Origin of the sequence: Paraburkholderia sp., from assembly GCF_035501035.1 — a bacterium.
GTDB lineage: Bacteria > Pseudomonadota > Gammaproteobacteria > Burkholderiales > Burkholderiaceae > Paraburkholderia.
Map to the genome: position 1 here is coordinate 1 of NZ_DATJWR010000111.1, position 23,688 is coordinate 23,688.

Annotated in this window: 20 protein-coding genes and 3 pseudogenes; 11 read left to right on the forward strand and 12 right to left on the reverse strand. The window is 65.1% G+C overall.

Annotation, left to right across the window (positions count from 1 at the left end; genetic code table 11):
- The coding region (locus VMJ11_RS08085) for an ABC transporter substrate-binding protein (RefSeq protein ID WP_325618714.1) at nucleotides 1-563 on the forward strand (563 nt) is incomplete at its 5' end.
- Nucleotides 564-579: 16 nt separating this feature from the next.
- On the opposite strand, the gene VMJ11_RS08090 is transcribed toward VMJ11_RS08085, so the two are convergent.
- The 6 genes from VMJ11_RS08090 to VMJ11_RS08115 form a co-directional block, all read right to left on the reverse strand.
- Nucleotides 580-1,728, reverse strand: coding sequence for a Gfo/Idh/MocA family oxidoreductase (locus VMJ11_RS08090; protein WP_325618716.1), 1,149 nt, complete (start codon nucleotides 1,726-1,728; stop codon nucleotides 580-582).
- Nucleotides 1,729-1,786: 58 nt separating this feature from the next.
- Nucleotides 1,787-2,836: a sugar phosphate isomerase/epimerase family protein gene (locus VMJ11_RS08095; protein WP_325618718.1), complete on the reverse strand. Its 1,050-nt coding sequence runs from the start codon at nucleotides 2,834-2,836 to the stop codon at nucleotides 1,787-1,789.
- Nucleotides 2,837-2,919: 83 nt separating this feature from the next.
- Nucleotides 2,920-3,888, reverse strand: a complete 969-nt coding sequence (locus tag VMJ11_RS08100; RefSeq protein WP_325618720.1) for a substrate-binding domain-containing protein — start codon at nucleotides 3,886-3,888, stop codon at nucleotides 2,920-2,922.
- A 161-nt stretch (nucleotides 3,889-4,049) separates the two neighbouring features.
- Nucleotides 4,050-5,072 carry an ABC transporter permease gene (locus VMJ11_RS08105; protein ID WP_325618722.1) on the reverse strand — a complete coding sequence of 341 codons (1,023 nt, stop codon included), beginning with the start codon at nucleotides 5,070-5,072 and terminating at the stop codon, nucleotides 4,050-4,052.
- Complete coding sequence (locus VMJ11_RS08110; RefSeq protein WP_325618724.1) at nucleotides 5,053-6,540, reverse strand: sugar ABC transporter ATP-binding protein; 1,488 nt, start codon at nucleotides 6,538-6,540, stop codon at nucleotides 5,053-5,055. Before VMJ11_RS08110 ends, VMJ11_RS08105 begins: the two co-directional genes overlap by 20 nt.
- Before the next feature lie 86 nt (nucleotides 6,541-6,626).
- Entirely contained in the window at nucleotides 6,627-7,691 is a 1,065-nt protein-coding gene (locus tag VMJ11_RS08115) for a LacI family DNA-binding transcriptional regulator (RefSeq protein ID WP_325618726.1), read from the reverse strand.
- 375 nt (nucleotides 7,692-8,066) lie between these two features.
- Here VMJ11_RS08115 and VMJ11_RS08120 point away from each other — a divergent pair, with 375 nt between their 5' ends.
- A complete protein-coding gene (locus VMJ11_RS08120; protein ID WP_325618728.1) occupies nucleotides 8,067-8,720 on the forward strand; it encodes a protein-L-isoaspartate O-methyltransferase in 654 nt (217 codons plus the stop codon).
- Nucleotides 8,721-8,789: 69 nt separating this feature from the next.
- Nucleotides 8,790-9,113 carry a rhodanese-like domain-containing protein gene (locus VMJ11_RS08125; protein ID WP_325618730.1) on the forward strand — a complete coding sequence of 108 codons (324 nt, stop codon included), beginning with the start codon at nucleotides 8,790-8,792 and terminating at the stop codon, nucleotides 9,111-9,113.
- A 120-nt stretch (nucleotides 9,114-9,233) separates the two neighbouring features.
- Here VMJ11_RS08125 and VMJ11_RS08130 read toward each other — a convergent pair whose 3' ends face one another.
- Nucleotides 9,234-10,559 carry an aspartate aminotransferase family protein gene (locus tag VMJ11_RS08130; RefSeq protein WP_414694336.1) on the reverse strand — a complete coding sequence of 442 codons (1,326 nt, stop codon included), beginning with the start codon at nucleotides 10,557-10,559 and terminating at the stop codon, nucleotides 9,234-9,236.
- A 433-nt stretch (nucleotides 10,560-10,992) separates the two neighbouring features.
- Between VMJ11_RS08130 and urtA the strand changes: the two genes are divergently transcribed.
- From urtA to urtE, 5 genes are all read left to right on the forward strand, one after another.
- Nucleotides 10,993-12,297: an urea ABC transporter substrate-binding protein gene (gene urtA / locus VMJ11_RS08135; RefSeq protein WP_325618734.1), complete on the forward strand. Its 1,305-nt coding sequence runs from the start codon at nucleotides 10,993-10,995 to the stop codon at nucleotides 12,295-12,297.
- A gap of 105 nt (nucleotides 12,298-12,402) precedes the next feature.
- On the forward strand, nucleotides 12,403-14,061 hold the full coding sequence (urtB, locus tag VMJ11_RS08140; RefSeq protein ID WP_325618736.1) for an urea ABC transporter permease subunit UrtB: 1,659 nt from the start codon (nucleotides 12,403-12,405) through the stop codon (nucleotides 14,059-14,061).
- Nucleotide 14,062: 1 nt separating this feature from the next.
- Nucleotides 14,063-15,256, forward strand: a complete 1,194-nt coding sequence (gene urtC / locus VMJ11_RS08145) for an urea ABC transporter permease subunit UrtC (protein ID WP_325618738.1) — start codon at nucleotides 14,063-14,065, stop codon at nucleotides 15,254-15,256.
- Nucleotides 15,253-16,134, forward strand: coding sequence for an urea ABC transporter ATP-binding protein UrtD (gene urtD, locus VMJ11_RS08150; RefSeq protein ID WP_325618740.1), 882 nt, complete (start codon nucleotides 15,253-15,255; stop codon nucleotides 16,132-16,134). The genes urtC and urtD overlap by 4 nt, the downstream gene beginning before the upstream one ends.
- 22 nt (nucleotides 16,135-16,156) lie before the next feature.
- Entirely contained in the window at nucleotides 16,157-16,852 is a 696-nt protein-coding gene (gene urtE / locus VMJ11_RS08155; protein ID WP_325618742.1) for an urea ABC transporter ATP-binding subunit UrtE, read from the forward strand.
- Between the two features lie 230 nt (nucleotides 16,853-17,082).
- Here urtE and VMJ11_RS08160 read toward each other — a convergent pair whose 3' ends face one another.
- Both VMJ11_RS08160 and VMJ11_RS08165 read right to left on the reverse strand, forming a co-directional pair.
- Entirely contained in the window at nucleotides 17,083-17,532 is a 450-nt protein-coding gene (locus VMJ11_RS08160) for a hypothetical protein (RefSeq protein WP_325618744.1), read from the reverse strand.
- A gap of 228 nt (nucleotides 17,533-17,760) precedes the next feature.
- Nucleotides 17,761-18,363, reverse strand: a pseudogene (locus tag VMJ11_RS08165) (IS5 family transposase); the annotation flags it as partial.
- A gap of 472 nt (nucleotides 18,364-18,835) precedes the next feature.
- Here VMJ11_RS08165 and VMJ11_RS08170 point away from each other — a divergent pair.
- Nucleotides 18,836-19,788 (forward strand): annotated as a pseudogene (locus tag VMJ11_RS08170) (IS5 family transposase).
- A gap of 57 nt (nucleotides 19,789-19,845) precedes the next feature.
- Here the strand turns inward: VMJ11_RS08170 and VMJ11_RS08175 are convergent.
- The 3 genes from VMJ11_RS08175 to VMJ11_RS08185 all read right to left on the reverse strand — a co-directional run bounded on the left by VMJ11_RS08175 (nucleotide 19,846) and on the right by VMJ11_RS08185 (nucleotide 22,889).
- Complete coding sequence (locus VMJ11_RS08175; RefSeq protein ID WP_325618746.1) at nucleotides 19,846-20,868, reverse strand: hypothetical protein; 1,023 nt, start codon at nucleotides 20,866-20,868, stop codon at nucleotides 19,846-19,848.
- A 1,359-nt stretch (nucleotides 20,869-22,227) separates the two neighbouring features.
- Nucleotides 22,228-22,659: a hypothetical protein gene (locus VMJ11_RS08180; protein WP_325618748.1), complete on the reverse strand. Its 432-nt coding sequence runs from the start codon at nucleotides 22,657-22,659 to the stop codon at nucleotides 22,228-22,230.
- 14 nt (nucleotides 22,660-22,673) lie between these two features.
- Nucleotides 22,674-22,889 (reverse strand): hypothetical protein, encoded by a 216-nt coding sequence (locus VMJ11_RS08185; protein WP_325618749.1) that lies wholly within the window; start codon nucleotides 22,887-22,889, stop codon nucleotides 22,674-22,676.
- A gap of 315 nt (nucleotides 22,890-23,204) precedes the next feature.
- Here VMJ11_RS08185 and VMJ11_RS08190 point away from each other — a divergent pair, with 315 nt between their 5' ends.
- Entirely contained in the window at nucleotides 23,205-23,351 is a 147-nt protein-coding gene (locus VMJ11_RS08190; protein ID WP_325618750.1) for a hypothetical protein, read from the forward strand.
- 62 nt (nucleotides 23,352-23,413) lie between these two features.
- A pseudogene (locus VMJ11_RS08195) lies at nucleotides 23,414-23,688 on the forward strand (urease accessory protein); the annotation flags it as partial.

The following is a 23,688-nucleotide window of genomic DNA, read 5'->3' on the forward strand; positions in this document are numbered from 1 at the left end:
CGAGCGTGACGGGCCAGGTGCTCAAGCTGATCGCGGCGAAGCCCGACGCCGTGCTGATCGCCGGCGCCGGCACGCCGACGGTGCTGCCGCAGCGCACGCTGGTGGAGCGCGGCTACAAGGGCGCGATCTATCAGACGCACGGCATCGCCACGCCCGAGTTCATCAAGCTTGGCGGCAAGGACGTGGAGGGCACGCTGTTCCCGACCCAGCCTGTGGTGGTGGCCCGCACGCTGCCCGCCGACAATCCGGCGCAGAAGGCGGCACTGGCTTTCGTCGACGCTTACGAGGCCAAGTACGGCCCCGGCACGGTCACGCAGTTCGCGGGCGACGCGGCCGGCGTCTACCCGCGCCTGCAGGATGCGGTGGCGCGCGCGCTGAAGACCGCCCAGCCGGGCACGGAGGCGTTCCGCGTAGCGCTGCGCACTGAGCTCGAACACGCGCACGAGGTGGTCGTGCCCAACGGCGTGGTGAACACGACTCCGCAGGACCACGTGGGCCTCGACCAGCGCGCGAGCGTGATGGGCACGATACGCGGCGGCAAGTTCGTGTACCTCGGGCAATAAACAGCCCGATCGTTGCTCAAGGCCGCACGATCGTCCGCCACGCGCCCCCGGCCGCGCTACTCGCAAGCGCGGCCTCGATGAAGCGCAACCCCTCGACGCCGTCTTCGACGGTCGTCAGCAGGCGGCTTTCGGGCGGCGCCGGCTCGCCGGCCTCGCGCGCGTGGATTTGCGCCGCCGTGTCGCGGTAGAGCTGCGCGAATGCTTCGAGATACCCCTCCGGATGCCCCGGCGGCACACGCGTGGCGTGCCGCGCGGCGGTGCCCGTCACGCGTCCCCGCGTGAGGCGCTGCGCCTCGCCGCCCTGCGGCGTGAACCACAGCACGTTCGGCTCTTCCTGATCGAAGGCTAGCCCGGCCTTCGTGCCGTAGACGCGCAGCCGCAACGCGTTTTCCGCGCCGCTCGCCACCTGGCTCGCCCACAGCATGCCGCGAGCGCCGTTCGCGTAGCGCAGCATGGCCTGCACGTGATCGTCCACCCGGCGGCCCGGCACGAACGTATGGACTTCCGCGGCGATCGCATCGGGCAGCAGGCCGCTCACGAACGCCGCCAGTTGCCAGGCGTGCGTGCCGATGTCGCCGAGACATCCCCCCGGCCCTGCTAGCGCCGGATCCGTGCGCCAGACCGCCTGACGGTTCGCGCCGCCACGCTCGACCGGGTTGGCGAGCCAGTCCTGCGCGTACTCGACCTGCACGATGCGCACCTCGCCGATCTCCCCTGCCTCGACCCGCTCCCGCGCGTGACGCACGAGCGGATAGCCCGAATACGTGTGCGTGAGCGCGAATACGCGCTGCGCGTCGCGCGCGTGCTGGGCGAGCGCTTCGCCCTCGGCGAGCGACACCGCGAGCGGCTTGTCGCAGATCACGTGGATACCGGCATCAAGGAACGCATGCGCAACCGGTGCGTGCAGATGATTCGGCGTCACGATTGCAACCGCTTCGATGCCGTCCTCGCGCGCGCCTTCCACGCTCGCCATCTCGCGCCAGTGCGCATAGCTGCGCGCGAGGCCGAGCGCCTCGGCGCTCGCCTCGGCGCGCGCCGCATCGGACGAGAGCGCGCCGGCCACGAGCTCGAAACAATCGTCGAGCCGCGCCGCGATGCGGTGCACGGCGCCGATGAACGCCCCCTCGCCGCCACCGACCATGCCGAGCCTGAGTCTTCGAGTCATTGCGATACTCCTTCGTGATGCGCCTTCGAGCCCCGTACACGCCGCGATCGAAGGGCGCTCATAAGCCCAATATGCCCTTCAGTTGCGCCGCATCGACGCCGCTGCCCGCGAAGTCGTCGAACGCGTGCTCTGCCACGCGGATCAGATGACGCCGGATGAACTCGGCGCCCTCGCGCGCACCATCGTGCGGATGCTTGAGCGCGCATTCCCATTCGAGCACCGCCCAGCCCGGGTAGTCGTACTGCGTGAGCTTCGAGAAGATCGCGCCGAAGTCGATCTGGCCGTCGCCGAGCGAGCGAAAGCGCCCCGCGCGCTCCACCCATGAGCTGTAGCCGCCATACACGCCTTGCCGGCCGGTTGGGCGGAATTCGGCGTCCTTCACGTGGAAGGCCTTGATGCGTGCGTGATAGAGGTCGATGAACGCGAGGTAGTCGAGCTGCTGCAGCACGAAGTGGCTCGGGTCGTAGAGCAGGTTCGCGCGCGGATGATCGTCCACGGCCGCGAGAAAGCGCTCGAACGTCACGCCGTCGTGCAGGTCTTCGCCCGGATGCAGCTCGTAGCACACGTCCACGCCCGCCGCGTCGAAGGCGTCGAGGATCGGCCGCCAGCGGTTCGCGAGCTCGGCGAAGGCCGTCTCGACGAGGCCCGCCGGCCGCTGCGGCCACGGATACAGATACGGCCATGCGAGCGCCCCCGAAAAGGTCACGTGCGCGCTAAGCCCGAGATTCTTCGAAGCGCGAGCGGCCAACATCAGCTGCTCGATGGCCCAGGCCGTGCGGGCCTCGCGGTTGCCGCGCACCTGCGGCGGCGCGAAGCCATCGAAGAGCGAGTCGTAGGCGGGATGCACGGCCACGAGCTGCCCCTGCAGATGCGTGGATAGCTCGGTGATCGCCACGCCCGCGTCGTCGGCCTGCTGGCGCAGGTCGTCGCACCAGGCCACGCTCGAAGCCGCCTGCTCGAGATCGACGAGGCGCGCGTCCGCGGGCACCTGGATGCCCTTGTAGCCAAGCTGGGCCGCCCAGCCGGCCATGTGCGCGAAGCTGTCGAACGGCGTCTCGTCGCCGAGAAACTGCGCAAGGAATATCGCTGGGCCTTTGATCGTCTTCATCGTCCTTCGTCCCCTGGTGAGCGCCGCGCCCGTTCAATCGTCACGCGCGCGGCGGCAATGGATGGGAAACGCGCGCGATCAGATCAGAACGGCGAGTCCGGAAAGTAGTACTGCTTCGCGTTCTCTTTGGTGATCAGCACCGAGGGAATGATCGTCGTGGGCGGCAGCGTCTTGCCCTGCAGGCGCGCTTCGGCCGTGAGCTTGATCGCGTCGTAGATGAACTTCGGCGAATACGACACGTCGGCCTGGATGAGGGCGTCGCCGTCCATCACGCGCTTGACCATCTCCTTCGATCCCGCGCCGCCGAACACGATCTTGATGTCGTTGCGCTTCGCCTGATCGATCGCCTTCAGCACGCCCACGGCCATGTCGTCGTCGGCGGCCCAGACGGCGTCGATATGCTTGAAGCGCGTGAGGAAGTCCTGCATCGTGCGGAACGCGTCGTCGCGGTTCCAGTTCGCATATTTCGCGTCGAGGATCTTGATGTCGGGATAGTTCTTCAGCACCGATGTGAACGCGGTCCAGCGCTCGTTGTCGAGCGTCGTCGGAATGCCGCGCAGCGCGACGATGTCGCCCTTGCCGTTGAGCTGCTTCGCGAGGTATTCGGCAGGAATCCTGCCGAACGCGGTGTTGTCGCCGGCCACGTAGGCGTCCTGCGCGCTCGTGTCCGTCAAGCCGCGATCCACCACCGTCACGTACACGCCCTTCTTCTTCACCTGCGCGACCGGCTGCGTGAGCGAAGCCGATTCATACGGGAAGATCACGAGCGCGTTGATCTTGTTGACGGTCACGAGGTCCTGCAGCTGGTTCGCCTGATCGGGCGCGTTCGCGGCCGTCTTGACGATGATCTTCAGGTTCGGATGCGCCTTCTCGAGATCCTTCTTCGCTTCGTTCGCCCACCAGACGATGCCGCCCGTGAAGCCGTGGTCGGCAGTGGGAATGGCCACGCCCAGCGTCACCTTGTCGTCGGCGCGCGCCGCGCCCGCACCGAAGGTCGCCGCCACGCCGAGCGCCAGCGCGCCCGCACACATCGTTCGAATCATCTTCTTCATGATGCCGTCTCCTGTGTCGATCGGAGCCGGCGCTTCGGCGCCGGCTCCGATCCCATGCGGGCGCGCGCGCCCGTCTGCGTTGAGCTACATAGATTTTTTCCCTTCTCCTTCGACTGCCTGATCGACTGCTTTACCGCCAGGCCACTACTATTTCGCATGCCTTATCGTCTGCCGCGCTGCAGGAAGGCCACGGCGATGATCGCCACGCCCTGCACCGCCGCGTTCAGATACACGCTGATGATGCTCGTGAGATTGAGGATGTTGGCGATCACCGAGAGCAGCACCGCGCCCACCACGGTGCCCGCCACGCGCCCTTCGCCGCCCTTGAGCGCGGTCCCGCCCACCACGACCGCGGCGATGGCCTCCAGCTCCCACAGGAGGCCCGTGGTCGGCGTGGCGGAACCGAGGCGCGGCACATAGAGCACGGTCGCGACCCCCACGCATACGCCGAGCAACACATATGTCGCGCATTTCACGCGATCGACGCGAATCGCCGCATAGCGCGCGACCTGCTCGTTCGAGCCGATGGCCTGCACGTGCCGCCCGAACGGCGTGCGATTGAGGATCAGCGCGCCACCCGCCGCCATGAGCGCGAACACCCACACGGGCACCGGAATGCCGAAGAGACTCGCGTAGTACACCGGACCATAGAGATCGACGAGATTGTTCTGAAGCGTGAGCGCGCCGCCATCCGCGAGCCACGTGAGCACCGAGCGAAAGATGCCGAGCGTGCCGAGCGTCACGATGAAAGGCTCGATGCGCCCGCGCGTGATGAGCAGGCCGTGCGCGAGCCCGAACACGGCGCCCAGCACGAGCGCGATCACGATGCCGAGCGCCACGATCGCGAGCGGCGCGAGTGCGTGCGAACCGGCGGCGAGCGTGTTCATCGTCCAGATCATCACGCCCGCGATCAGCGCGGCCATCGAGCCGACCGAGAGGTCGATGCCACCCGAAATGATCACGAAGGTCATGCCCACGGAGATGATGCCGATGAACGACGTGCGCGTGAGCACGTTGAGCAGGTTGTCGACGGTCGCGAAGTCGCGGTTGAGCAGCGTGCCGAGCACGCTGAGCGCGATCAGGCCAATGAGCGGCCCGACGCCCGCGAGCCGGCGCAGGAGCCTTGCCGCGAGAATCCGCGCGCGACGCCCTTCGGGTGCCGCTTCAGTGGGTGCCGGTTGCATGGGCGATCAGTTCCTCTTCGTTCAGGTGCTCGCGTCCGAGCGTGGCGACGAGCCGGCCCGCGCGCATCACCGCCACGCGGTGGGCGAGACCGATCAGCTCCACGAGCTCGGACGAGATCACGACGACCGCGCGCCCCGAGGCCGCGAGCCGCTGGATCAGGAAATAGATGTCGCGTTTCGCCCCCACGTCCACGCCGCGCGTGGGCTCGTCGAGCACGATCACGCGCGGGTCGGGCTGCAGGAACTTGGCGAGCGCGAGTTTCTGCTGGTTTCCGCCCGAGAGCATGCGCGCGCGGCTGCCCATGTCGCCCGTGCGGATGCCGAATTCGCGCACCGCCGTCTCGAGCGCGCGGCGGCAGGCCTTCAGGTCGAGCAGTGGATGGGCATAGCGCTCGAGCGTCATGAGCGTGAGGTTGTCCTGCAGGGTGAGGTTCATGTGCAAACCGCGGCCCTTGCGGTCTTCGCTCAGATACGTGAGGCCATGGTGCATCGCGTCGCGCGGGTGGCGCAGCGTCACCGCGCGCCCTTCGATCTCAATGGTGCCCGCGCGCTTGCGGCGCAGCCCCACGATCGCCTCGAACGCTTCGCTGCGCCCCGCGCCGACCAGCCCCGCAAAGCCGAGAATCTCGCCCGCGCGCACCTCGAAGCTCAGGTCCTCGACCCAGTCCGGCACCGAGAGCCCCGCCACGCGCAGCGCCACGCGCGCATCGGCGGCGGGCTCGGCCTTCTCGGGGAACATGTCGGAGACGTCGCGGCCCACCATCAGGTTCGCCATCTGCTGGCGCGCGAGCCTCGCCGTCGCGCTCGCAGCCACGAAGCGGCCGTCACGCATCACGATCACGTCGTCGGTGATGCGCTCCACTTCGTCGAGCTTGTGCGAGATGTAGACGAGCGTCGTGCCGCCCGCTCGCAGCTTCGTCATCAGCGCGAAAAGGCGCGCGGTTTCGGCGGGCGTGAGCGTGGCCGTGGGCTCGTCCATGATGAGCAGGCGCGCGCGCCGCGAGAGCGCCTTCGCGATCTCCACGAGCTGCTTTTCCGCGACGATCAGTTCGCGCACCCGCGTATCGGGGTCGCGCGCGAGGCCCACCTGCGCGAGCAGCTCGCGCGCTTCGCGGCGCATCGCGGCGTCGTCGACGAGCCAGCCTTTGCGCTTCTCGTGGCCAAGGAAGATGTTCTGCGCAATCGTCAGGTGCTCGGCCAGGTTGAACTCCTGGTGGATCAGCACGATGCCGGCCGCCTCGGCCTCGCGCGAGCCTGCGAAGTGCCGCGCCACGCCATCGACCAGCATCTCGCCCGCGCTCGCGTGCTCGTAGCCCGCGAGAATCTTCATGAGCGTGGACTTGCCCGCGCCGTTCTCGCCCAGCAGCCCATGGATGCGCCCCGGCGCAAGCTCGAAGCTCACGCCGTGCAGCACGCGCACGGGACCGAAGTCCTTGCGGATGTCGTTGAACTTCACGGCGACGCTCATGCGCGTGCGCTCCTCCTGAACTGGCTTGCCGAACCCATGCAGGGCACTCGCTGCGTGCCCGCCCTTCGCCCGCCCTTCGCCCGGCCTCACCCGCTCTCGCGAACCACGAGCCGATGCGGCAACAGCACGCCCGGCACACTCGCGCGCGGGTCGGCGAGCCGGCGCAGCAACAGGCGCGCGGCCGTCTCGCCCAGCTCGCGCATGGGCTGCGCGATGGTCGTGAGCGGCGGATCGATCTGCGCGGCGAGCGCGATGTCGTCGAAGCCCACCACGGCGACGTCGTCGGGCACGCACCAGCCCGTGCCGCGCAAGCCGTTGATCACACCCACCGCGAGCGTGTCCGACACCGCAAAGATCGCATCGGGCGAATCTCCCCGCCGCTGCCGCATCAGCGCGGCGGCGGCCTGCGCGCCCGCTTCGTAGTCGAGGCAGTTCACGTTCACGCGCCACGCGTCGCGCACCTCGATGCCGGCCTCGGCGAGCGCGTCGCGCCAGCCGTCGCGGCGCTGCTGCGCGTAGAGGTATTGCTCGTCGGAATTGATGAGCGCGACACGTCGCCGCCCCCGCGCGATCAGATGCCGCACCGCGTCACGCGCGGCCCGATAGTTGTCGATGCCGACATAGGGCACGCCCGCGTCCGGATCGAACTCGCAGCACGCCACCCACGGCAGCGCCGTCGATTCGCCCGCCATCGCCTGGTTGGCGTGCTGCACCGTGGCCGGGTCGAGGCAGATCGCGCCGTCCGCGCGATGGCGGCGCAGCAGGTCGAAGTAGCTGCGCTCACGGCCCGCGTCCGCGCCCGTGTCGCATAGCAGCATGAAATAGCCGTGCTGGCGCGCGACGCTGTCGATGCCACGCACGATCTCGGCGTAAAACGGGTTGCCGAAGTCCGGCACCATGGTCAGCAGGAGGCGGCTTTCGGCCGTGCGCAGGTTGCGCGCGAGTTCGTTCACGCGATAGCCGCTCGCCTCGATCTCGGCCAGCACGCGCTCGCGCGTCGCCGCGCGCACGTTCGCATGGCCGTTGAGCACGCGCGAGACCGTCGCGACCGAAACGCCCACGCGCTGCGCGACCGCCGCGATCGAGCCGCCGCGCGCGGCCGATTCGGCGCCGGCGTCTTCGCGTTGCGGTGGTGAAGGCTCGGCGGACATGGGTTGGAGGCGATCCTGACAGGTGGCGAACGGCGCGCAGGCAGTGGCGCGGCCAGTTCCGCCGCACCCCGGATGTAATCGATTACATTTATGGTGCGGAAACCCCGAAACCGCAAGGCGCGCTGAGCCAGGACAAATACCAATCCGCCAGCGGCCTCCGGCTGCCGGCGGCAGGGCCAGGCGCAAAGGCGGTTTGCTACAATTCTGCGATTGCCCGACGCCTTTTTTGCCGGGCTTGGTGGGGCTCGCGGGCTTCGGGGTTGGCTTCCGGCACGCGTCGATCGCCCCATGACCCAGGAAGCGCGAATCCGGACCGACGCAAAACCGGTTCCGTTGCGTTTTCCAAACTGATCCCGACCACAACGCCGAGTCACCATGAACATCGAACAAGCGCGTTTCAACATGATCGAACAGCAGATTCGCCCCTGGGAAGTGCTCGACCAGGACGTGCTGAACCTGCTCTCGATCGTCAAGCGTGAGCATTTCGTCCCCGAGGCCTATGTCGACCTCGCGTTCGCCGACCTCGAACTGCCGCTGCCCAACGGCCAGCACATGCTGGCGCCGCGCGTCGAGGCGCGCGTGCTGCAGGAGCTCGCGGTGAAAAAGCACGAGAGCGTGCTGGAAATCGGCGCGGGCTCCGGCTACATGGCGGCGCTGCTCGCGCACCGCGCGCAGAAGGTGCTGACCGTCGAGATCGACACGGAGCTCGCCGAATTCGCACGCGCGAACTTCCTGAAGAACGGCGTGCTGAACGCCGAAGTCGCGCTCGGCGACGGCGCGCGCGGCTGGGCCGCGCACGCGCCCTACGACGTGATCTGCGTGTCGGGCGGCCTGCCGGTCGTGCCGCAGGAACTGCTCGAGCAGCTCAAGGTGGGCGGGCGCCTCGCCGCCTTCGTGGGCGCCGCGCCGGTCATGGAGGCGCAGATCATCACCCGCATCGACGAGAAGCAATACCGCATTGCCGGCGTGTTCGAGACTTATGTCGAACCGCTGCAAAACGCCGTGCACCCGCCGCGCTTCAAGTTCTGAGCCGCGCGCGCCGGCCAACCGTAGCACTGCCGGGCACACGTCCGGCTTACTTACCCGATTGAGTGTTCCATGCAGAATCTGACCGCCCCCGCCCTCGCCGAATGGCTCGCCGACTCGTCGCGCGAAACCCCTGTGCTGCTCGACGTGCGCGAGCCCTGGGAAATCGAAACGGCGAAAATCGCCGGCAGCCTGTCGATCCCGATGCGTGAGATTCCCGCGCGCAGCGAAGAACTCGACGACGAGGCGCAGATCGTCTGCATTTGCCACCACGGCGCGCGCAGCGCCCAGGTGGCGATGTTCCTCGAATCGCGCGGCTATACGAAGGTGTTCAACCTGCAGGGCGGCATCGACGCCTGGTCGCGCCAGGTCGACCCCAAAGTGCCGACTTACTGAGCGCACCGTGCATGGCCGACGCCTTGATCGCCAGCCATACGAAACAAAGGGCGCGGCCTCGGCCGCGCCCTTTGTCGTTTGCGAGCCGTTTTTTCAGGGCGCTTTTTCAGGCTATTTCGGTCAGACCACTTCGCGCAGCACCCGCGCGACGGTCGAGAAAATCGCCTCGATCTGTGCCTCCTCGGCGATGAGCGGCGGCGAGAACGCGAGGATGTCACCCGTGTATCGCGTGAGCACGCCCTGCTCGTAGCAGCGCACGAACGCCTCGTATGCGCGCGCGCCCGGCGCGCCCTCGCGCGGCGCCAGCTCCACGCCGCCCACGAGCCCGAGATTGCGCACGTCGATCACGTGCGGCTCGCCCTTGAGCTTGTGAATCTCGCGCTCGAACACGGGCGCGAGTTGCGCGGCGCGCTCAAAAAGGCCTTCGCGCTCGTACAGATCGATCGTGGCGCAGGCGGCCGCGGCCGCGATCGGGTGGCCCGAATAGGTGTAGCCGTGGAACAGTTCGATGCCGCCCGGCGCGCCGTTCACGATCGTGTCGTGGATGCGCGCGCTCGCGGCCACGGCGCCCATCGGCGCGGCGGCGTTGTTGGTGCCCTTGGCCATGGTCAACAGATCGGGCGTCACGCCGAAGTACTGGGCGGCGAACGGCGCGCCGAGCCGCCCCCAGCCCGTGATGACCTCGTCGAAGATCAGCAGGATGCCGTGCTTGTCGCAGATCTCGCGCAACCGCTGCAAATAGCCCTGCGGCGCAATCAGCACGCCGGTGGAACCGGCCACGGGCTCCACGATCACGGCGGCGATCGTCGAGGCGTCGTGCAGCGCGCACAGGCGCTCCAGCTCGTCGGCCAGATGCGCGCCCCAGGCGGGCTGCCCTTTCGAGAACGCCGCCTCGCGAATGTTGAGCGTATGGGGCAGATGATCGACCGAAGGCAGCAACTGGCCCGAATACGCCTTGCGGTTGGGCGCGATGCCGCCCACCGAAATGCCGCCGAAACCCACGCCGTGATAGCCGCGCTCGCGGCCGATGAAGCGCGTGCGCTGGCCTTCGCCGCGCGAGCGATGGTAGGCGAGCGCGATCTTGAGCGCGGTATCCACGGCCTCCGAGCCCGAGTTCGTGAAGAAAATGTGCTTGAGGTCGCCCGGCGTATGGCGCGCGATCTTCTGCGCGGCCTCGAACGCCTTCGGGTGGCCCATCTGGAACGTGGGCGCGAAATCCATCTCCTCGGCCTGCGCCTTCACGGCCGCGACGATCTCGTCGCGGCAATGGCCCGCGTTCACGCACCACAGCCCGGCCGTGCCGTCGAGGATCTGCCGGCCGTCGTGCGACGTGTAGTACATCCCCTTCGCGCTCATCAACAGGCGCGGCGCATTCTTGAACTGGCGGTTCGCGGTGAAGGGCATCCAGAACGCGGACAGATCGGGCAGGCTGGCATTCATCTGCATCTCCTTGCTTGGTCGGTAGCGGAGTCGACTCGAAAGACGGCAAACGACGGCGAAACGGCAGGCGCGCGGTGAGCACGCGCTCCGGGAAGCTCAGTGTAAAGAGCGCGCCCCCCATGCACAACGATGCAGCGTGCCCCACCGCACCCGCCGTTCCAGTTCATGCACGCGCGCACTGAGACGATGCAGCGCGCCCGAACATGCATCTCATTGCACCACAATCGCCCGCCCGCTGCGCGGCCGCCCATGCGCCCTGCATCGGCGTCTGCCTTGTGGGGCAAGCTTCGCGCCCTGGGAGCGCGCTGGCACAACGCTTGCAGAAGGTTGCGGGCAAGACTGTCCACACACCGGGCGGCGCGCGCACGACGAGAGGCCAAAAGACATACCCGGGATGCGCCACGACCCACGACTCATTTCACTGACAAGGGGCAAATAAATGAAACGTCGCAGTCTGTTGAAACTCGGGACGATGTCTGGCGCGCTCGCGGTTGCGGGGCGCGTGCCGTTCGCGCACGCGGACAGCGGCAGCGGGCCGATCAAGGTCGGCATCCTGCACTCGCTCTCGGGCACGATGGCCATTTCGGAAACCTCACTGAAAGACACCGCGTTGATGACGATCTCCGACATCAACAAGAACGGCGGTGTGATGGGCCGGCAGATCCAGCCCGTGGTCGTCGATCCGGCCTCGAACTGGCCCCTCTTCGCCGAAAAGGCGCGCCAGCTCCTCACCCAGGACAAGGTGGCCTGCGTGTTCGGCTGCTGGACTTCGGTCTCGCGCAAGTCGGTGCTGCCCGTGTTCGAGGAGCTGAACGGCCTGCTCTACTACCCGGTGCAGTACGAAGGCGAAGAGATGTCGCGCAACGTGTTCTACACGGGCGCCGCACCCAACCAGCAGGCCATTCCCGCCGTCGAATACCTGATGAGCGCCGAAGGCGGCGGCGCGAAGCGCTTCTTCCTGCTCGGCACCGACTATGTGTACCCGCGCACGACCAACAAGATCCTGCGCGCCTTCCTGCATTCCAAGGGCGTTCAGGATACCGAAATTCAGGAGGTCTACACGCCGTTCGGCCATAGCGACTATCAGACCATCGTCGCGAACATCAAGACCTTCTCGCAGGGCGGCAAGACCACGGTCGTCTCGACCATCAACGGCGACTCGAACGTGCCGTTCTACAAGGAACTCGGCAACCAGGGCATCAAAGCCACGGACGTGCCCGTGGTCGCCTTTTCCGTGGGCGAGGAAGAGCTGCGCGGCATCGACACGAAGCCGCTCGTCGGCCACCTCGCGGCGTGGAACTACTTCATGTCGGTGAAAGGGCCGAACAACACGAAGTTCAAGGAAGAGTTCGAGTCGTGGGTGCAGACCAACAACCTGCCGGGCGGCAGCAAACGCGTGACCAATGATCCGATGGAAGCCACGTTCGTCGGCATCCACATGTGGAAGCAGGCCGTGGAAAAGGCGAAGAGCACCGATGTCGACAAGGTGCGCGTGGCGATGATCGGCCAGACCGTGGCCGCGCCCTCGGGCTTCACGCTCACGATGGACGGCAATCACCACCTGCACAAGCCGGTGATGATCGGCGAGATTCGCGCCGACGGCCAGTTCAACGTGGTGTGGAAGACGAAGACCGCAATCCGCGCGCAACCGTGGAGCCCGTACATCGCCGGCAACGAGGGCAAGCCGGACGTGGTCAGCTCGAGCACGCTTCCCGCCATCCTGCGCCGCTCGCGCGTCGCCTGACGCGAACGCGCGCGCCTCCTGGCTGTTCATGCGCGCGAAGCAATGCATGAACATGCCTGACGAGCCGCCGCCCGCGCGCGCGGCTCACTCGAAGACAAGACCATCATGGTGCTCTCCCTCAAGAGATTCGCCCACGCGGGCGCACGGCGCGCGCTCGGCGCGTGCACGCTGTCGCTCGCGCTCTTTGCGGTGCTGTGCCCGGCCGCACATGCACTCGAGCCCGCCGATGTCGCCCCGCTCGCCGGCGACGACTTCGACGCGAAATCCGCCGCCATCGACAAGCTCATTGCGACGCACGACGCCGCCTCGCTCGCGCTCCTGAAGGCGCTCGCCGAAGACAACGTCACCGCGACCGATTCCGGCGAGGTGCTCGTGCAGGACGCGGACGGACAGAGCGCACACGATGCGGCCACCGGCAAGGCGGTCGCGGCGAACGTCGCAACGAGTGCCCAGCCCATCACGCTGAACAACCTGCAGCGCTCGAAAGTGGCGGGCGCGGTATCGGGCCTCCAGCTCGACTCGCCTGATCTCGCAACGCGCCGCGCCGCCATTGCCGCACTGCTGAAGAACCCCGATCCGGCCATGAAGCCGATGATCGACGCCGCACGTGCGAAGGAAACCGACCCCGCGCTCAAGCGCCGCCTCGACACGCTTTGGGCCATGACCGCGCTGCACGATCCGAATGCGGCGACGCGCCTCGAAGCGGCGAAGCTCGTGGCTGCGCGGCACGACCTCGACATGTACGAACTGCTGCGCCCGCTCGTCGCGAAGAACGCGAGCGGCGCGTGGAACGAACCCGACGCCGACGTGCGTGCCGCGGCTCAACAGGGCATCGCCGCGCTCGACGCGATCCAGCGCCGCAGCGAGATCGCCGGCACGCTGTTCGCCGGCCTCTCGCTTGGCAGCGTGCTGCTGCTCGCGGCGCTCGGCCTCGCCATCACGTACGGCCTGATCGGCGTGATCAACATGGCGCACGGCGAGTTCCTGATGATCGGTGCGTACGCAACCTATGTGGTGCAAACGCTCGTGCAACGCTATGCGCCCGGCGCGTTCGACTGGTACCCGCTGTTCGCGATTCCCGCCTCGTTCGTCGCCGCCGCGCTGGTCGGCGCCGTGATAGAGCGGCTCGTGATTCGCCATCTGTACGGCCGCCCGCTCGAGACGCTGCTCACCACGTTCGGCATCAGCCTCATCCTCATTCAGGCCACGCGCATGATCTTCGGCGCGCAGAACGTGGAGGTCGAGAACCCCTCGTGGATGAGCGGCGGCGTGACGGTCATGCAAAACCTGATCCTGCCGTACAACCGGCTCGCGATCCTCGCCTTCTCGCTGATCGTGGTGGGCATTGCATGGGCCGTGCTCACGAAAACGCGCCTGGGCCTCTTCGTGCGCGCCGTGACGCAAAACCGCCGCATGGCCGCATGCGTGGGCGTGCGCACCGCGCGAGTCGACGCCTGGGCCTTCGCGTTCGGCGCGGGCGTGGCGGGGCTCGGCGGCTGCGCGCTCTCGCAGATCGGCAACGTCGGGCCCGACCTCGGCCAGAGCTACATCATCGATTCGTTCATGGCCGTGGTGCTGGGCGGCGTGGGCCAGATCGCGGGCACCGTGATAGGCGGCTTCGGGCTCGGGCTCGTCTCCAAGGCCATCGAGCCGTTCTGGGGCGCGGTGCTCGCAAAGATCGCCGTGCTCGTGCTGATCGTGCTCTTCATCCAGAAGCGTCCGCAGGGCCTGTTCGCCCTCAAGGGCCGCAGCGCGGAGGCATGACATGACGAGCGCCACTTCCACGTCTACGCGACACACGCTGGGCGCCCCCCACAATCCAGGCGAGCGCACCGAAACCTACGCGCTCGGCCTGCCCGCGCGCCCCGCCCTGCTCTCGCCGCGCGCGTGGCTCGCGCTCATCGTGCTGATCCTCGTGATCGGCGTGGGCGTGCCGCTGTGCGCGCTGGTGCTGCCGCAATCGAGCGCGCTGCACCTTTCCGCCTATGCGATGACGCTGGGCGGCAAGCTCATGTGCTACGCCATCGCCGCGCTCGCGCTCGATCTCGTGTGGGGTTACTGCGGCATCCTGAGTCTCGGCCACGGCCTCTTCTTCGCGCTCGGCGGCTACGCCATCGGCATGTACCTGATGCGCGAGATCGGCCACGACGGCAAGTACGGCAGCGACCTGCCCGACTTCATGGTGTTCCTCGACTGGCATGCGCTGCCGTGGTACTGGCAAGGCACCGAGCACCTCTGGTATGCGCTTTCGCTCGTCGTGCTCGTGCCCGCCGTCGTTGCCTGGATATTCGGCTTCTTCACGTTCCGCTCGCGCGTGAAAGGCGTGTATCTCTCGATCATCACGCAGGCCATGACGTTCGCCGCGATGCTGCTCTTCTATCGCAACGAAACGGGCTTCGGCGGCAACAACGGCTTCACGGACTTCAAGCGCATCGCGGGCATGCCGATCACGCACCCCGGCACGCGCACCGTGCTGTTCCTGCTGACGTTCGCCGTGCTCGTGCTCGCGTTTCTGGCGGCGCGCGCCATCGTCACCTCGAAGCTCGGCCGCGTCGTGACCGCCGTGCGCGACGGCGAAACGCGCCTCATGTTCCTCGGCTACAGCCCGCTCGGCTACAAACTGTTCGTGTGGACCATCTCGGCCATCCTGTGCGGCATAGCGGGCGCGCTCTACGTGCCGCAGGTCGGCATCATCAATCCGAGCGAGATGTCGCCGGGCAATTCGATCGAAATGGCGATCTGGGTGGCGGTCGGCGGGCGCGGCACGCTCATCGGGCCGATCATCGGCGCATTCGCCGTGAACGGCGCAAAGAGCTTCTTCACCGCGCATTTCGCCGAATACTGGCTGTTCTTCCTCGGCTTGATGTTCGTACTCGTGCCGCTCCTCTTGCCCAACGGCATCATGGGTCTGTTCGAACTCCTCAAAAATAGACTCACCACGCGGAGCCCGCGCCCATGAACGGACACATCCTGCTCAACGACCCGCCCAATCACAATCCCTTCGACGAAGCCGGCGACGTCGACAAGCCGACGCTCTCGGGCGTGGCCGAATTCGGGCACGTGGTCGAGCCCGGCGCGATCGACACTTCGCACGGCACGATCCTCTATCTGGAGGACGTGAGCGTGAGCTTCGACGGCTTTCGCGCGCTCAACAAGCTCTCGCTCACCATCGACGTGGGCGAGCTGCGCTGCGTGATCGGCCCGAACGGCGCGGGCAAGACCACGATGATGGACGTCATCACCGGCAAGACCGCGCCCGACTCCGGCAAGGTCTTTCTCGGCCAGACGCTCGATCTCACGCGCATGAACGAACCCGCCATCGCGCGCGCGGGCATTGGCCGCAAGTTCCAGAAGCCAACGGTGTTCGAGCAACACCCGGTATGGGAGAACCTCGAACTCGCGATGAAGGCCGACAAAGGCTGGTTCGCGACGCTGCGCGCGCGACTTGGCCGCGAAGCGCAGGCGAAAATCGAGCAAACACTCGAGGTGATCCGGCTCGAAAGCGACGCGCGGCGCCTCGCGGGCGAGCTTTCGCATGGCCAGAAGCAGCGGCTCGAAATCGGCATGCTGCTCATGCAGAAACCGCAACTACTGCTGCTCGACGAACCCGCCGCCGGCATGACCGACGACGAGACGATGGAGCTCGCCACGCTGCTCAACCGCCTGCGTGGCAGCTGCTCGATGATGGTGGTCGAGCACGACATGGAGTTCGTCGCGGCGCTCGCGGGCGAGACCGGCAGCGTGACGGTCATGGCCGAAGGCAGCGTGCTCGCGCATGGCACGCTGGAAGACGTGCAGCGCGACGAAGCGGTAATTGAATCGTATCTGGGCCGCTAGGATTCCTTCGAGATTGTCAGCCATGCTAACCATCGAATCGCTGAACCAGTACTATGGCGGCAGCCACATCCTGCGCAATGTCTCGATGAGCGTGCCCGAAGGCCAGCTCACCGTGCTGCTCGGCCGCAACGGCGTGGGCAAGACCACGCTGCTGCGCTGCCTGATGGGCGTCGTGCCGACGAAGAACGGCTCGATCGCCTGGCGCGGCGAGGCGCTCACGAAACTGCCGACGTATGCGCGCGTGGCGGATGGGCTCGCGTACGTGCCACAGGGGCGGGACATCTTCCCGCGCCTCACCGTCGAAGAGAATCTGCTGGTGGGCGCGGCGAGCAAGAAGCGCATGCCCTCCGGCGTGCCCGCGCACATCTATGAGCTCTTTCCCGTTCTGAAGGAAATGAAATCGCGGCGCGGCGGCGACCTTTCGGGCGGCCAACAGCAGCAGCTCGCGATCGGCCGCGCGCTGATGAGCGATCCGCAACTGCTGATTCTCGACGAGCCCACCGAAGGCATCCAGCCGTCGATCATCCAGGACATTGGCCGCACGCTGCGCCGGCTCGTCGAAGAGATGCACCTGACAGTGCTGCTCGTTGAGCAGTACTACGATTTCGCCAAGGCCATCGCAGACCGCTATTGGGTGATGAGCCGCGGCGAAATCGTGGCAGGGGGCGCAGGCGCGAGCATGGATGCGGATGGCGTGCGGGAGTTGATTGCGGTTTGAGGCCTGAAAGCGGCGAGCGGCCGCTGCGGTAAATGAGGACCAGCTTTAAGACGATTCTACGTAGATTTAATCGGCCATGGATGGCGCTTGCCAACCCGTTACGGTCCAACAGTGAACTGGCCAGAACGTCTTAACGTTGCCAAAGAGCCGCCATTCGTGCTCCCGATCGCGATCTCGTCGCCCGTATCACGTCCGCGTGAATCCAGCAGTCCTCGCCGCGGCGTCCCTGTTTACCTTTTCTTGCGAAGCGGGCACCGCACGTCCCCGCCCGCACTCATCCGGACAGTTTGCCCTGGATGCGCAACGCCGATCACGCGCATGGCGGGCGATCCGTCAGGCGGCGTCTGCTTCAGGGGTGACTCTCGGAGGAACGTGACGAGCACCTTGAGCTCCTCGACCGGCATCTGCGGTGCGGTGGAATTGCCAACACTGTCCGAGCCCAGCAGGAGCCCCTTACCCGGGAAGGCCTCGCCCGGGTAGAACTTGCGGATGGTCCAGAAACGCCGCTCGGCAATGGGGGTGAGGAGCCTTTCGCTGTCGACGTAGATCGCATCCCCGTTGGGCAGCAGCACGGCATCAAACAGCGTGCATTCTATGAGCCGGGATAATTGCTGGTAGCCGCCGTTACACCTGACCTTTCTGATGGTTTGAGCATATGGATCGATCAAGATGGCTTTCACCTTCTATCTCCTTTGTCCCAAGGTAACTGGATAACTGGAGCTTCACCGGCCAAAAAAAGAAAAGGGAACCTCGAATAACCCGGCGTTTTCAACGAACGCCAGCGCGACGCGGTGATTGCGACAGCATTCAACTCGATTTGTCCGGCCAGCCACCGCTCTTACGAGCGGTATCGCGCGGTTTTTACTTCGAATCGCCTCGGGCACCCGCGATCCCGCCCATCAGGGGTGTCAGAAAGCCTCAATTCCCGCTTTTGCGAAATACACCAGCCTCTTCAGGTTGTAGCTGGCCATCATCGTCATCACAAAACTCGCGCGAGCCTGGCTGATCGTGCGGATCAACTTTCCACCCATCTGCTCGATCATCGTGAACACATGCTCGACCCGGGCCCGCGTTCTGGCGATCCGCTGGTTGCGCCGCTGCTTGCAGGCAGACAGCGCCTTGTTGCACTTACCTTTTCTCTGGATCTGGTTCCGAAAGCCATTTGGCTTGAGCCACGCTTCGCGCTCCTCGGACGGATAGCCTCGATCGGCATAGACGTCCCGGCTCGTGTTGCTCGTATCGAAAACTTTGTCGAAGTGCTGACTATCGTGCGTGCTGGCCGTGTCGGTCTGGATCTCGCGAATGAACTTGTACTTCCTGTCGACGTTGATCGACAGCTTATCGCCGCAGTGGCTCTTGCCGTGCTTCTTCGTCCAGGTCGCGTCCAGATCCTTCTGGCGCCGCTTCGCGGGCTTCCAGTCGGCGGGCATCGCGCCATGGTCGATCAACGGCTTTTCCTCCCGGCTGTTGTGCTGCTTCGGCGCAGGCACCAACGTCGCGTCGATGATCTGCCGATCGACTTGCGGTGGCGCTCATCGGCGAACAGGTCTGTTCAGATTTAATGAGGATGACGTAATGTTATCAAGACCGGAGGTTTTTCGAGGTGCCCTATCGGATCCGTGACTATCGAAACTGCATAATCGCTCAACCGCCACGCGTTCTTTGGGATTGGATCTCGATAATCGGCTTCAATTAAAGCCCCGGCGCACGTGCAGAATTTACCGAATTCATCCCAACGAACACATCGGGAAATGGAAATCCCGATGAATTCGAGAAATGGAACGCGGAGAACACGAATCGAGCATCACATTCGATAGCGTTTCCTCAATAGACGAAAAGACGGGTGCGGGACGCTCTCCCACGGCGTTGTTGCAGAAATCAGGGCGCGTTGCGGCGGTTTGACGTTTGCGCGCAACGTCCGGGTTGACCAGGATGTTAACTTCACTTCGAACTGAGTAGATTCTCGATTTTTTCGCCGAGAAGATGCGCAAGGACGAACGCAAGGCAAGCGAGCCCAAAGGGGGGCGTACCGCGTCAGGAACTGGCGGGAATACAACGCGGGCTTGATTGCGAGAGGCGACGTGACCATGTGGATTGATGAAAGCGTACTGACGCAGGTATCCGAGGCTGGCTTGGCCAGGCGCGGCCGACCGCGCGTCTACAGTGATACGGCGATCCAGATGCTGCTCGGCCTCAAACAGGTTTTTCATCTGCCGCTGCGCGCTGTGCAGGGCTTCGCGCTCAGTCTGCGCGAACTCGCCTACCCGGGCTTGCCCGAACTACACGACCTTGAGCCGTCGCGCCCAGATCCTGAAGGTCGTACCGCCAACGCAGCGCCCCAATGAGCCCTTGCATCTGGTGATCGACAGCACCGGACTGAAAGTCTACGCGGCGAAGCCGAGTGATACGCAAGCATGGCTGGTCCAGACGTCACACGTGGCGCAAGGCGCACCTGGCGATTGACGCGACCGCGGGCCAGATCTGCGCCGCGCTGATGACCCACCAAGACGAAGGCGATGGCGAAGTGCTGCCCGATTTGCTCGACCAGATTCCCGCTGACGTGGCAATCGATACCATCGGTGGCGACGGTGCCTGCGACACCAGGGCGTGCCATGCGCAGATAGCAGCGCGGGGCTGTCCCGGCGATCCCGCCGCGTGAAGGTGCGACGCCGTGGCCAGCCAGCACGCCCGGCGCAGCCTGGCGCAATGCCGCCATCGACACAATCGCGAAGAGCAGCGGGCGTGAATGGAAGCAGGCCAGTGGCTACCACCAGCGCTCGCTGGCCGAGACTCTGATGTACCGGATGAAGACTCTTACGGGCTCCTGCCTGTGCGCTCGTGAGATCGGCTCTCAGGCAACCGAAGTATCGATTCGTGCAGGTGTGCTCAACCGCATGGCGGCACTCGCTCGCCCGCAGTCCGTCCGTATCGCCTGAGATCGAAAGCACAGAGCTCATGTGGTCCATACACCTGATTAACGCAACAACGCCCTCTCACACAGTCGTCCGGTTCCCCGTAAAAAGCGAGTCGGAATCCTCGATGTCGTTGCCAGGAAGGGCCAGGTTGCTACTGCGCTGTATCTGCTCGGTCCAAATCTGGCGATCGGGAAACCAGAATGCATTTTCGCGTGGAGGCGCGACGAGCTTCACCCGCAGGGACGGGTTGAAGATTTTCGACCACGCCGAAAGATATGAAGGTGTCTTGATCAGATACCCGCAATTTGCGAGAAGCAGGCTCGCGACCAGTGCCTCGCGGCCGATTGCGAGTCCTGGATGTCCGCTGAAATGCACGGGCTTCTCGCCTGTCGCGAGCAACATGGCGGGCGCGACGTTAACCGGCACGGGGAAGTCCCAGTTCAAGAAAAAATCAAGGAAAGCCTGCTCGTCGCTGGATACGAAAATGTTGGTGAGCTGGGGTTCGTCGGCAAGCGTTCTCTCGACCGTACGGCAAAGCGCATCCCGTTCGATCGTATGGGCCTCGAACCTCTTGTCGGTGCCGCGAAAATGGACGCCGAGTGTCGAGGCGCCGATACCAAGCCGCCGACGGATGCGATCGACTTCCTCGCGGATCGATGCGGTTGGCCGATAATGCGACAGGAACAGGGTGCTTGCCCGCTCGAGCTCAAGGCCTGATTCGTAACGGCGAAAACCTAGATCGCCGAGATCGCTTACGACGGACGTTCGCAAACGCAAACTCACGGCGACCGGCCCGGTCGACGGCGCGAGGTTCTCAAAGCATTCGGCGAGCCAGTCGATTTTACCTTGCGCGTCACCATAACTGCCGCCGCGCGCGGAAACGACCGGCGTCAGATTTTTTTCATCGCAATACAGCAGGATGCATAACACGATCTGCATCACGGAGAAAAATCCTGAACTTGCGCGGATCTCTATGACGAAGTAGCCACGGTTGAGGCGTTGCATCGCATGCAGGGAAAGTCGCGCTGGCGTATTGAGCGCATTCTTGAAGCCTTCGCTGCGCCGGATTTGTCTTGCGAACTCGATGAAATCGCCGAACATGCAAATTCCCTCCTGTCGCCGCAATGTGTCATGGCCGGCCAGCATTACTCCATGGATTCAGTTGCCGCGCGCAAAAGTACGGTATTCTCGCATACGTTACTTAATTAGCTAACCTTATCAATCCTATGGGAGGTGCGGAGGCTTGTCGAAATTTTCTCCATGCTAACCGACACCGGCATGCATTCTCGAGCGAAAAAAACAAGGCTATGTGGGGCGCCGTACGAACCCTGCTCCGTCGCCACCCATCAGAGCATCCAAATCGGTGAAACGGGCTTGCAGCAAGATCTCAGACACTTAACGCTGCTCGACACGAGCCGCCTCAACTCTGCGAAGGCTACGGTGGCCCATGCAGGCAGCGGTTCCCTGACTCTGCGCGAGGTGCGTCCAGTTGGTGCAACAGGGCGTGCACGTCGTGTTCGCGGGTTGCAAGCAGCCGCGAACTCCATCGCGCGCCGTTGGTCCGCGCGCGCCAGCACGAGCCTGTTGCCGCAACCTGCCGAGCGCAATCCCATAAAAAGCCGCCGCGTCTGTGGGAATGCGGCGGCCCCAAAAGGACATGCTCCCAGCGAGGGAGTCGCTGGAGGTTGCGGAGTGTCGGTGCAACCGCAGAGGAAGATAGCAAGGAAGGCGCCGACCGTCCATCTTCCAAAACTTCGTCGGCGGCTACAGCATGGATTTTGTCGTCGGTTGTCGCAATGATCGGCGCGCCGACGGGTAGAAAAAAGCCCGTCACATCTTATCGACTGCAGCGGGCATAAGATCCGGGAGCCGTTGCGATAGCCCGCCGGCGGGGGCGTCCGATGTTGCTCATACGGCCATTGTCCGAAAGGCAGACAAGCGCCAGCGTCGACCAGCACTTGCATGATCGGTGGTGGTCTCGCTGTGGGCTGGGATGCCGCTAAGGATGCCAGCAAGCGGCTTCGGGCATGACGGGCGCTATCGAGTGCGGGGGCAACGTTCGAGTGTCCTTGTGAGGGCGCGAGGCAATGACAGGGGTTGGCCGCACTGCGTCCCACGCCCGACCACGACGATAGTCTACGCCGCGCCGTTTATGCAAAATGCATGAGCCGACCCGTTCGAGCTGTTCGGCCGCGAAACGCGACCGTCAGCTTGTTATCAGACATGAGACAGCTAGCGATTGATGCTGCTGATGGCGGATGTGATCCCGCGCTGACGAAGCGACCAGTCGAAGCCCATGACGAGCACACGGTAGCCTCGTGCGATCATCGCATTAGCCAGATCAGCGGTAGGTGCAACACCGCCAAGCACGACCGGGCTGTTCCGAATCGGCGCTTCGAGTGACGCTATCGCAGCCTGAACCTCAGGCAGATCGGTTTGACGTGCGCGTGAAAGGCGGAATCACGGGCGGGTCCGAGTCGCAAGATGCGGTTCGCCACGACCTTTGAATCCCATGCTCGTCGCGAGATCTCCCGGACCGATGAACAAGAGATCGAGTTCGGAAGTGGGAACTATGTCGCCAATATTGGCCGTCGCATCGATCTGCTCGAACGTACCAATGGCAAGCACTTCGTCAAGCCTCGCAAACGTGTCGAAACCGAATGACCAAAGCGTGGCCTTCCGCGATGCACAGCTGTAAGTGAGTGTCGCGCCGGCATGCGAGCGGATGAAGTCCATCCGAACAAAGCCCGGCTTGAGGTAGCCATAGCGTACCTCGACCGTTTGCGCTCCCGCCGATGTCGATTTCAGCGTAACCTGATAGGTTGCGAGCGCATCGAAGCGTAGCTGCGCATCGGAAACGAAATCCCGGTCCGGAAGCGGCGCGCCCGTCATCGCACAGGTTTGCGCTACTGCGGACTCAACGCGGCCGACACCACCTGGCCGGTGATGTCTTCCACCACGCACTTGCGGAACGCTGGCGCGACCACCGGGGCCGGCACACCGTCATCCGGTTCCCGCCCCATCGCCTGCAAGGTCTCGGCTACCCAGCCCGGGCTCACCTTATTGACGCGCAGCTTGCCGGCAAGCTCGAGCGGCGCGCACGAACGATTCGACGCCTGCATTGACGACGCTCACCGCCGCCCTGCCCGGAATCGCGCACGCGCCCGGCTCTAGCCGCCCCCGTCGCTGAAGGTCGCGATTTTGCGAGCCTGCGGCGCGTTTCGTTTATTCGTACGACCCTGAACAGCCGACCACGTTCGCGATACCGCAACGACCGCCTTCAAAACAGGGAACGTCGCCGGCACGCTCCCCGGTAATCCGCTATGAGCCTTGAGGAAGACGAGCGTCAGCGCCTTGCACGAGGACCATAAAAAGTCTCAATTCCGATCAATTCCGTCATCAAGAAGCGCCGCTTGCGCCAGAAGGAACGCGCTGCCGTGGAAATCACGGAATACCGGCAAGCGTCGTGCAAGCCCTATCGCGTGATCTATCGCGCCCTGGACACGCAGATTGTTATCTACCTGATCGTCGACGGCCGTCGCGACATGCAATCGCTACTCGCGCGCAGGCTGCCTGGCGCCTGACCTGTACGCGTGAGTCCACGTGCTATCCTCGACGCCAATCCAGCTTTTTCCCCTCGCCACGCATGTCGCTTCACGAAGATCACGCCGCGCTCGCCAACGCCACGCTGCGCAATACCGCTCATCAGGAATGGGCCGCGAAACTCGAACTCGGCTTCGCGCGCCACGGCGAGCGCACGACGCTCGCGCATCGCCTGCACGTCGGGCCATTGCGCGTGCAACGCCCGCTCTACCCCGAAGGCGATGCAATCTGCCACGCGGTGATCGTGCATCCGCCCGCAGGCATCGCGGGCGGCGACCGGCTCGACATCGACGTGAACGTGGGCGAGCGCGCGCACGC

Bases quoted from the DNA above. Each gene is read 5' to 3' on its own strand.
- VMJ11_RS08100 (WP_325618720.1), bottom strand. From the start codon at position 3,888: ATGAAGAAGATGATTCGAACGATGTGTGCGGGCGCGCTGGCGCTCGGC.
- VMJ11_RS08185 (WP_325618749.1), bottom strand. From the start codon at position 22,889: ATGCAGGCGTCGAATCGTTCGTGCGCGCCGCTCGAGCTTGCCGGCAAG.
- urtD (WP_325618740.1), top strand. From the start codon at position 15,253: ATGAACGGACACATCCTGCTCAACGACCCGCCCAATCACAATCCCTTC.
- urtC (WP_325618738.1), top strand. From the start codon at position 14,063: ATGACGAGCGCCACTTCCACGTCTACGCGACACACGCTGGGCGCCCCC.
- VMJ11_RS08110 (WP_325618724.1), bottom strand. From the start codon at position 6,540: ATGAGCGTCGCCGTGAAGTTCAACGACATCCGCAAGGACTTCGGTCCC.
- VMJ11_RS08180 (WP_325618748.1), bottom strand. From the start codon at position 22,659: ATGACGGGCGCGCCGCTTCCGGACCGGGATTTCGTTTCCGATGCGCAG.
- VMJ11_RS08125 (WP_325618730.1), top strand. From the start codon at position 8,790: ATGCAGAATCTGACCGCCCCCGCCCTCGCCGAATGGCTCGCCGACTCG.
- VMJ11_RS08105 (WP_325618722.1), bottom strand. From the start codon at position 5,072: ATGCAACCGGCACCCACTGAAGCGGCACCCGAAGGGCGTCGCGCGCGG.
- VMJ11_RS08115 (WP_325618726.1), bottom strand. From the start codon at position 7,691: ATGTCCGCCGAGCCTTCACCACCGCAACGCGAAGACGCCGGCGCCGAA.
- urtA (WP_325618734.1), top strand. From the start codon at position 10,993: ATGAAACGTCGCAGTCTGTTGAAACTCGGGACGATGTCTGGCGCGCTC.
- urtE (WP_325618742.1), top strand. From the start codon at position 16,157: ATGCTAACCATCGAATCGCTGAACCAGTACTATGGCGGCAGCCACATC.
- VMJ11_RS08175 (WP_325618746.1), bottom strand. From the start codon at position 20,868: ATGTTCGGCGATTTCATCGAGTTCGCAAGACAAATCCGGCGCAGCGAA.
- VMJ11_RS08095 (WP_325618718.1), bottom strand. From the start codon at position 2,836: ATGAAGACGATCAAAGGCCCAGCGATATTCCTTGCGCAGTTTCTCGGC.
- VMJ11_RS08090 (WP_325618716.1), bottom strand. From the start codon at position 1,728: ATGACTCGAAGACTCAGGCTCGGCATGGTCGGTGGCGGCGAGGGGGCG.
- VMJ11_RS08120 (WP_325618728.1), top strand. From the start codon at position 8,067: ATGAACATCGAACAAGCGCGTTTCAACATGATCGAACAGCAGATTCGC.
- urtB (WP_325618736.1), top strand. From the start codon at position 12,403: ATGGTGCTCTCCCTCAAGAGATTCGCCCACGCGGGCGCACGGCGCGCG.
- VMJ11_RS08130 (WP_414694336.1), bottom strand. From the start codon at position 10,559: ATGCAGATGAATGCCAGCCTGCCCGATCTGTCCGCGTTCTGGATGCCC.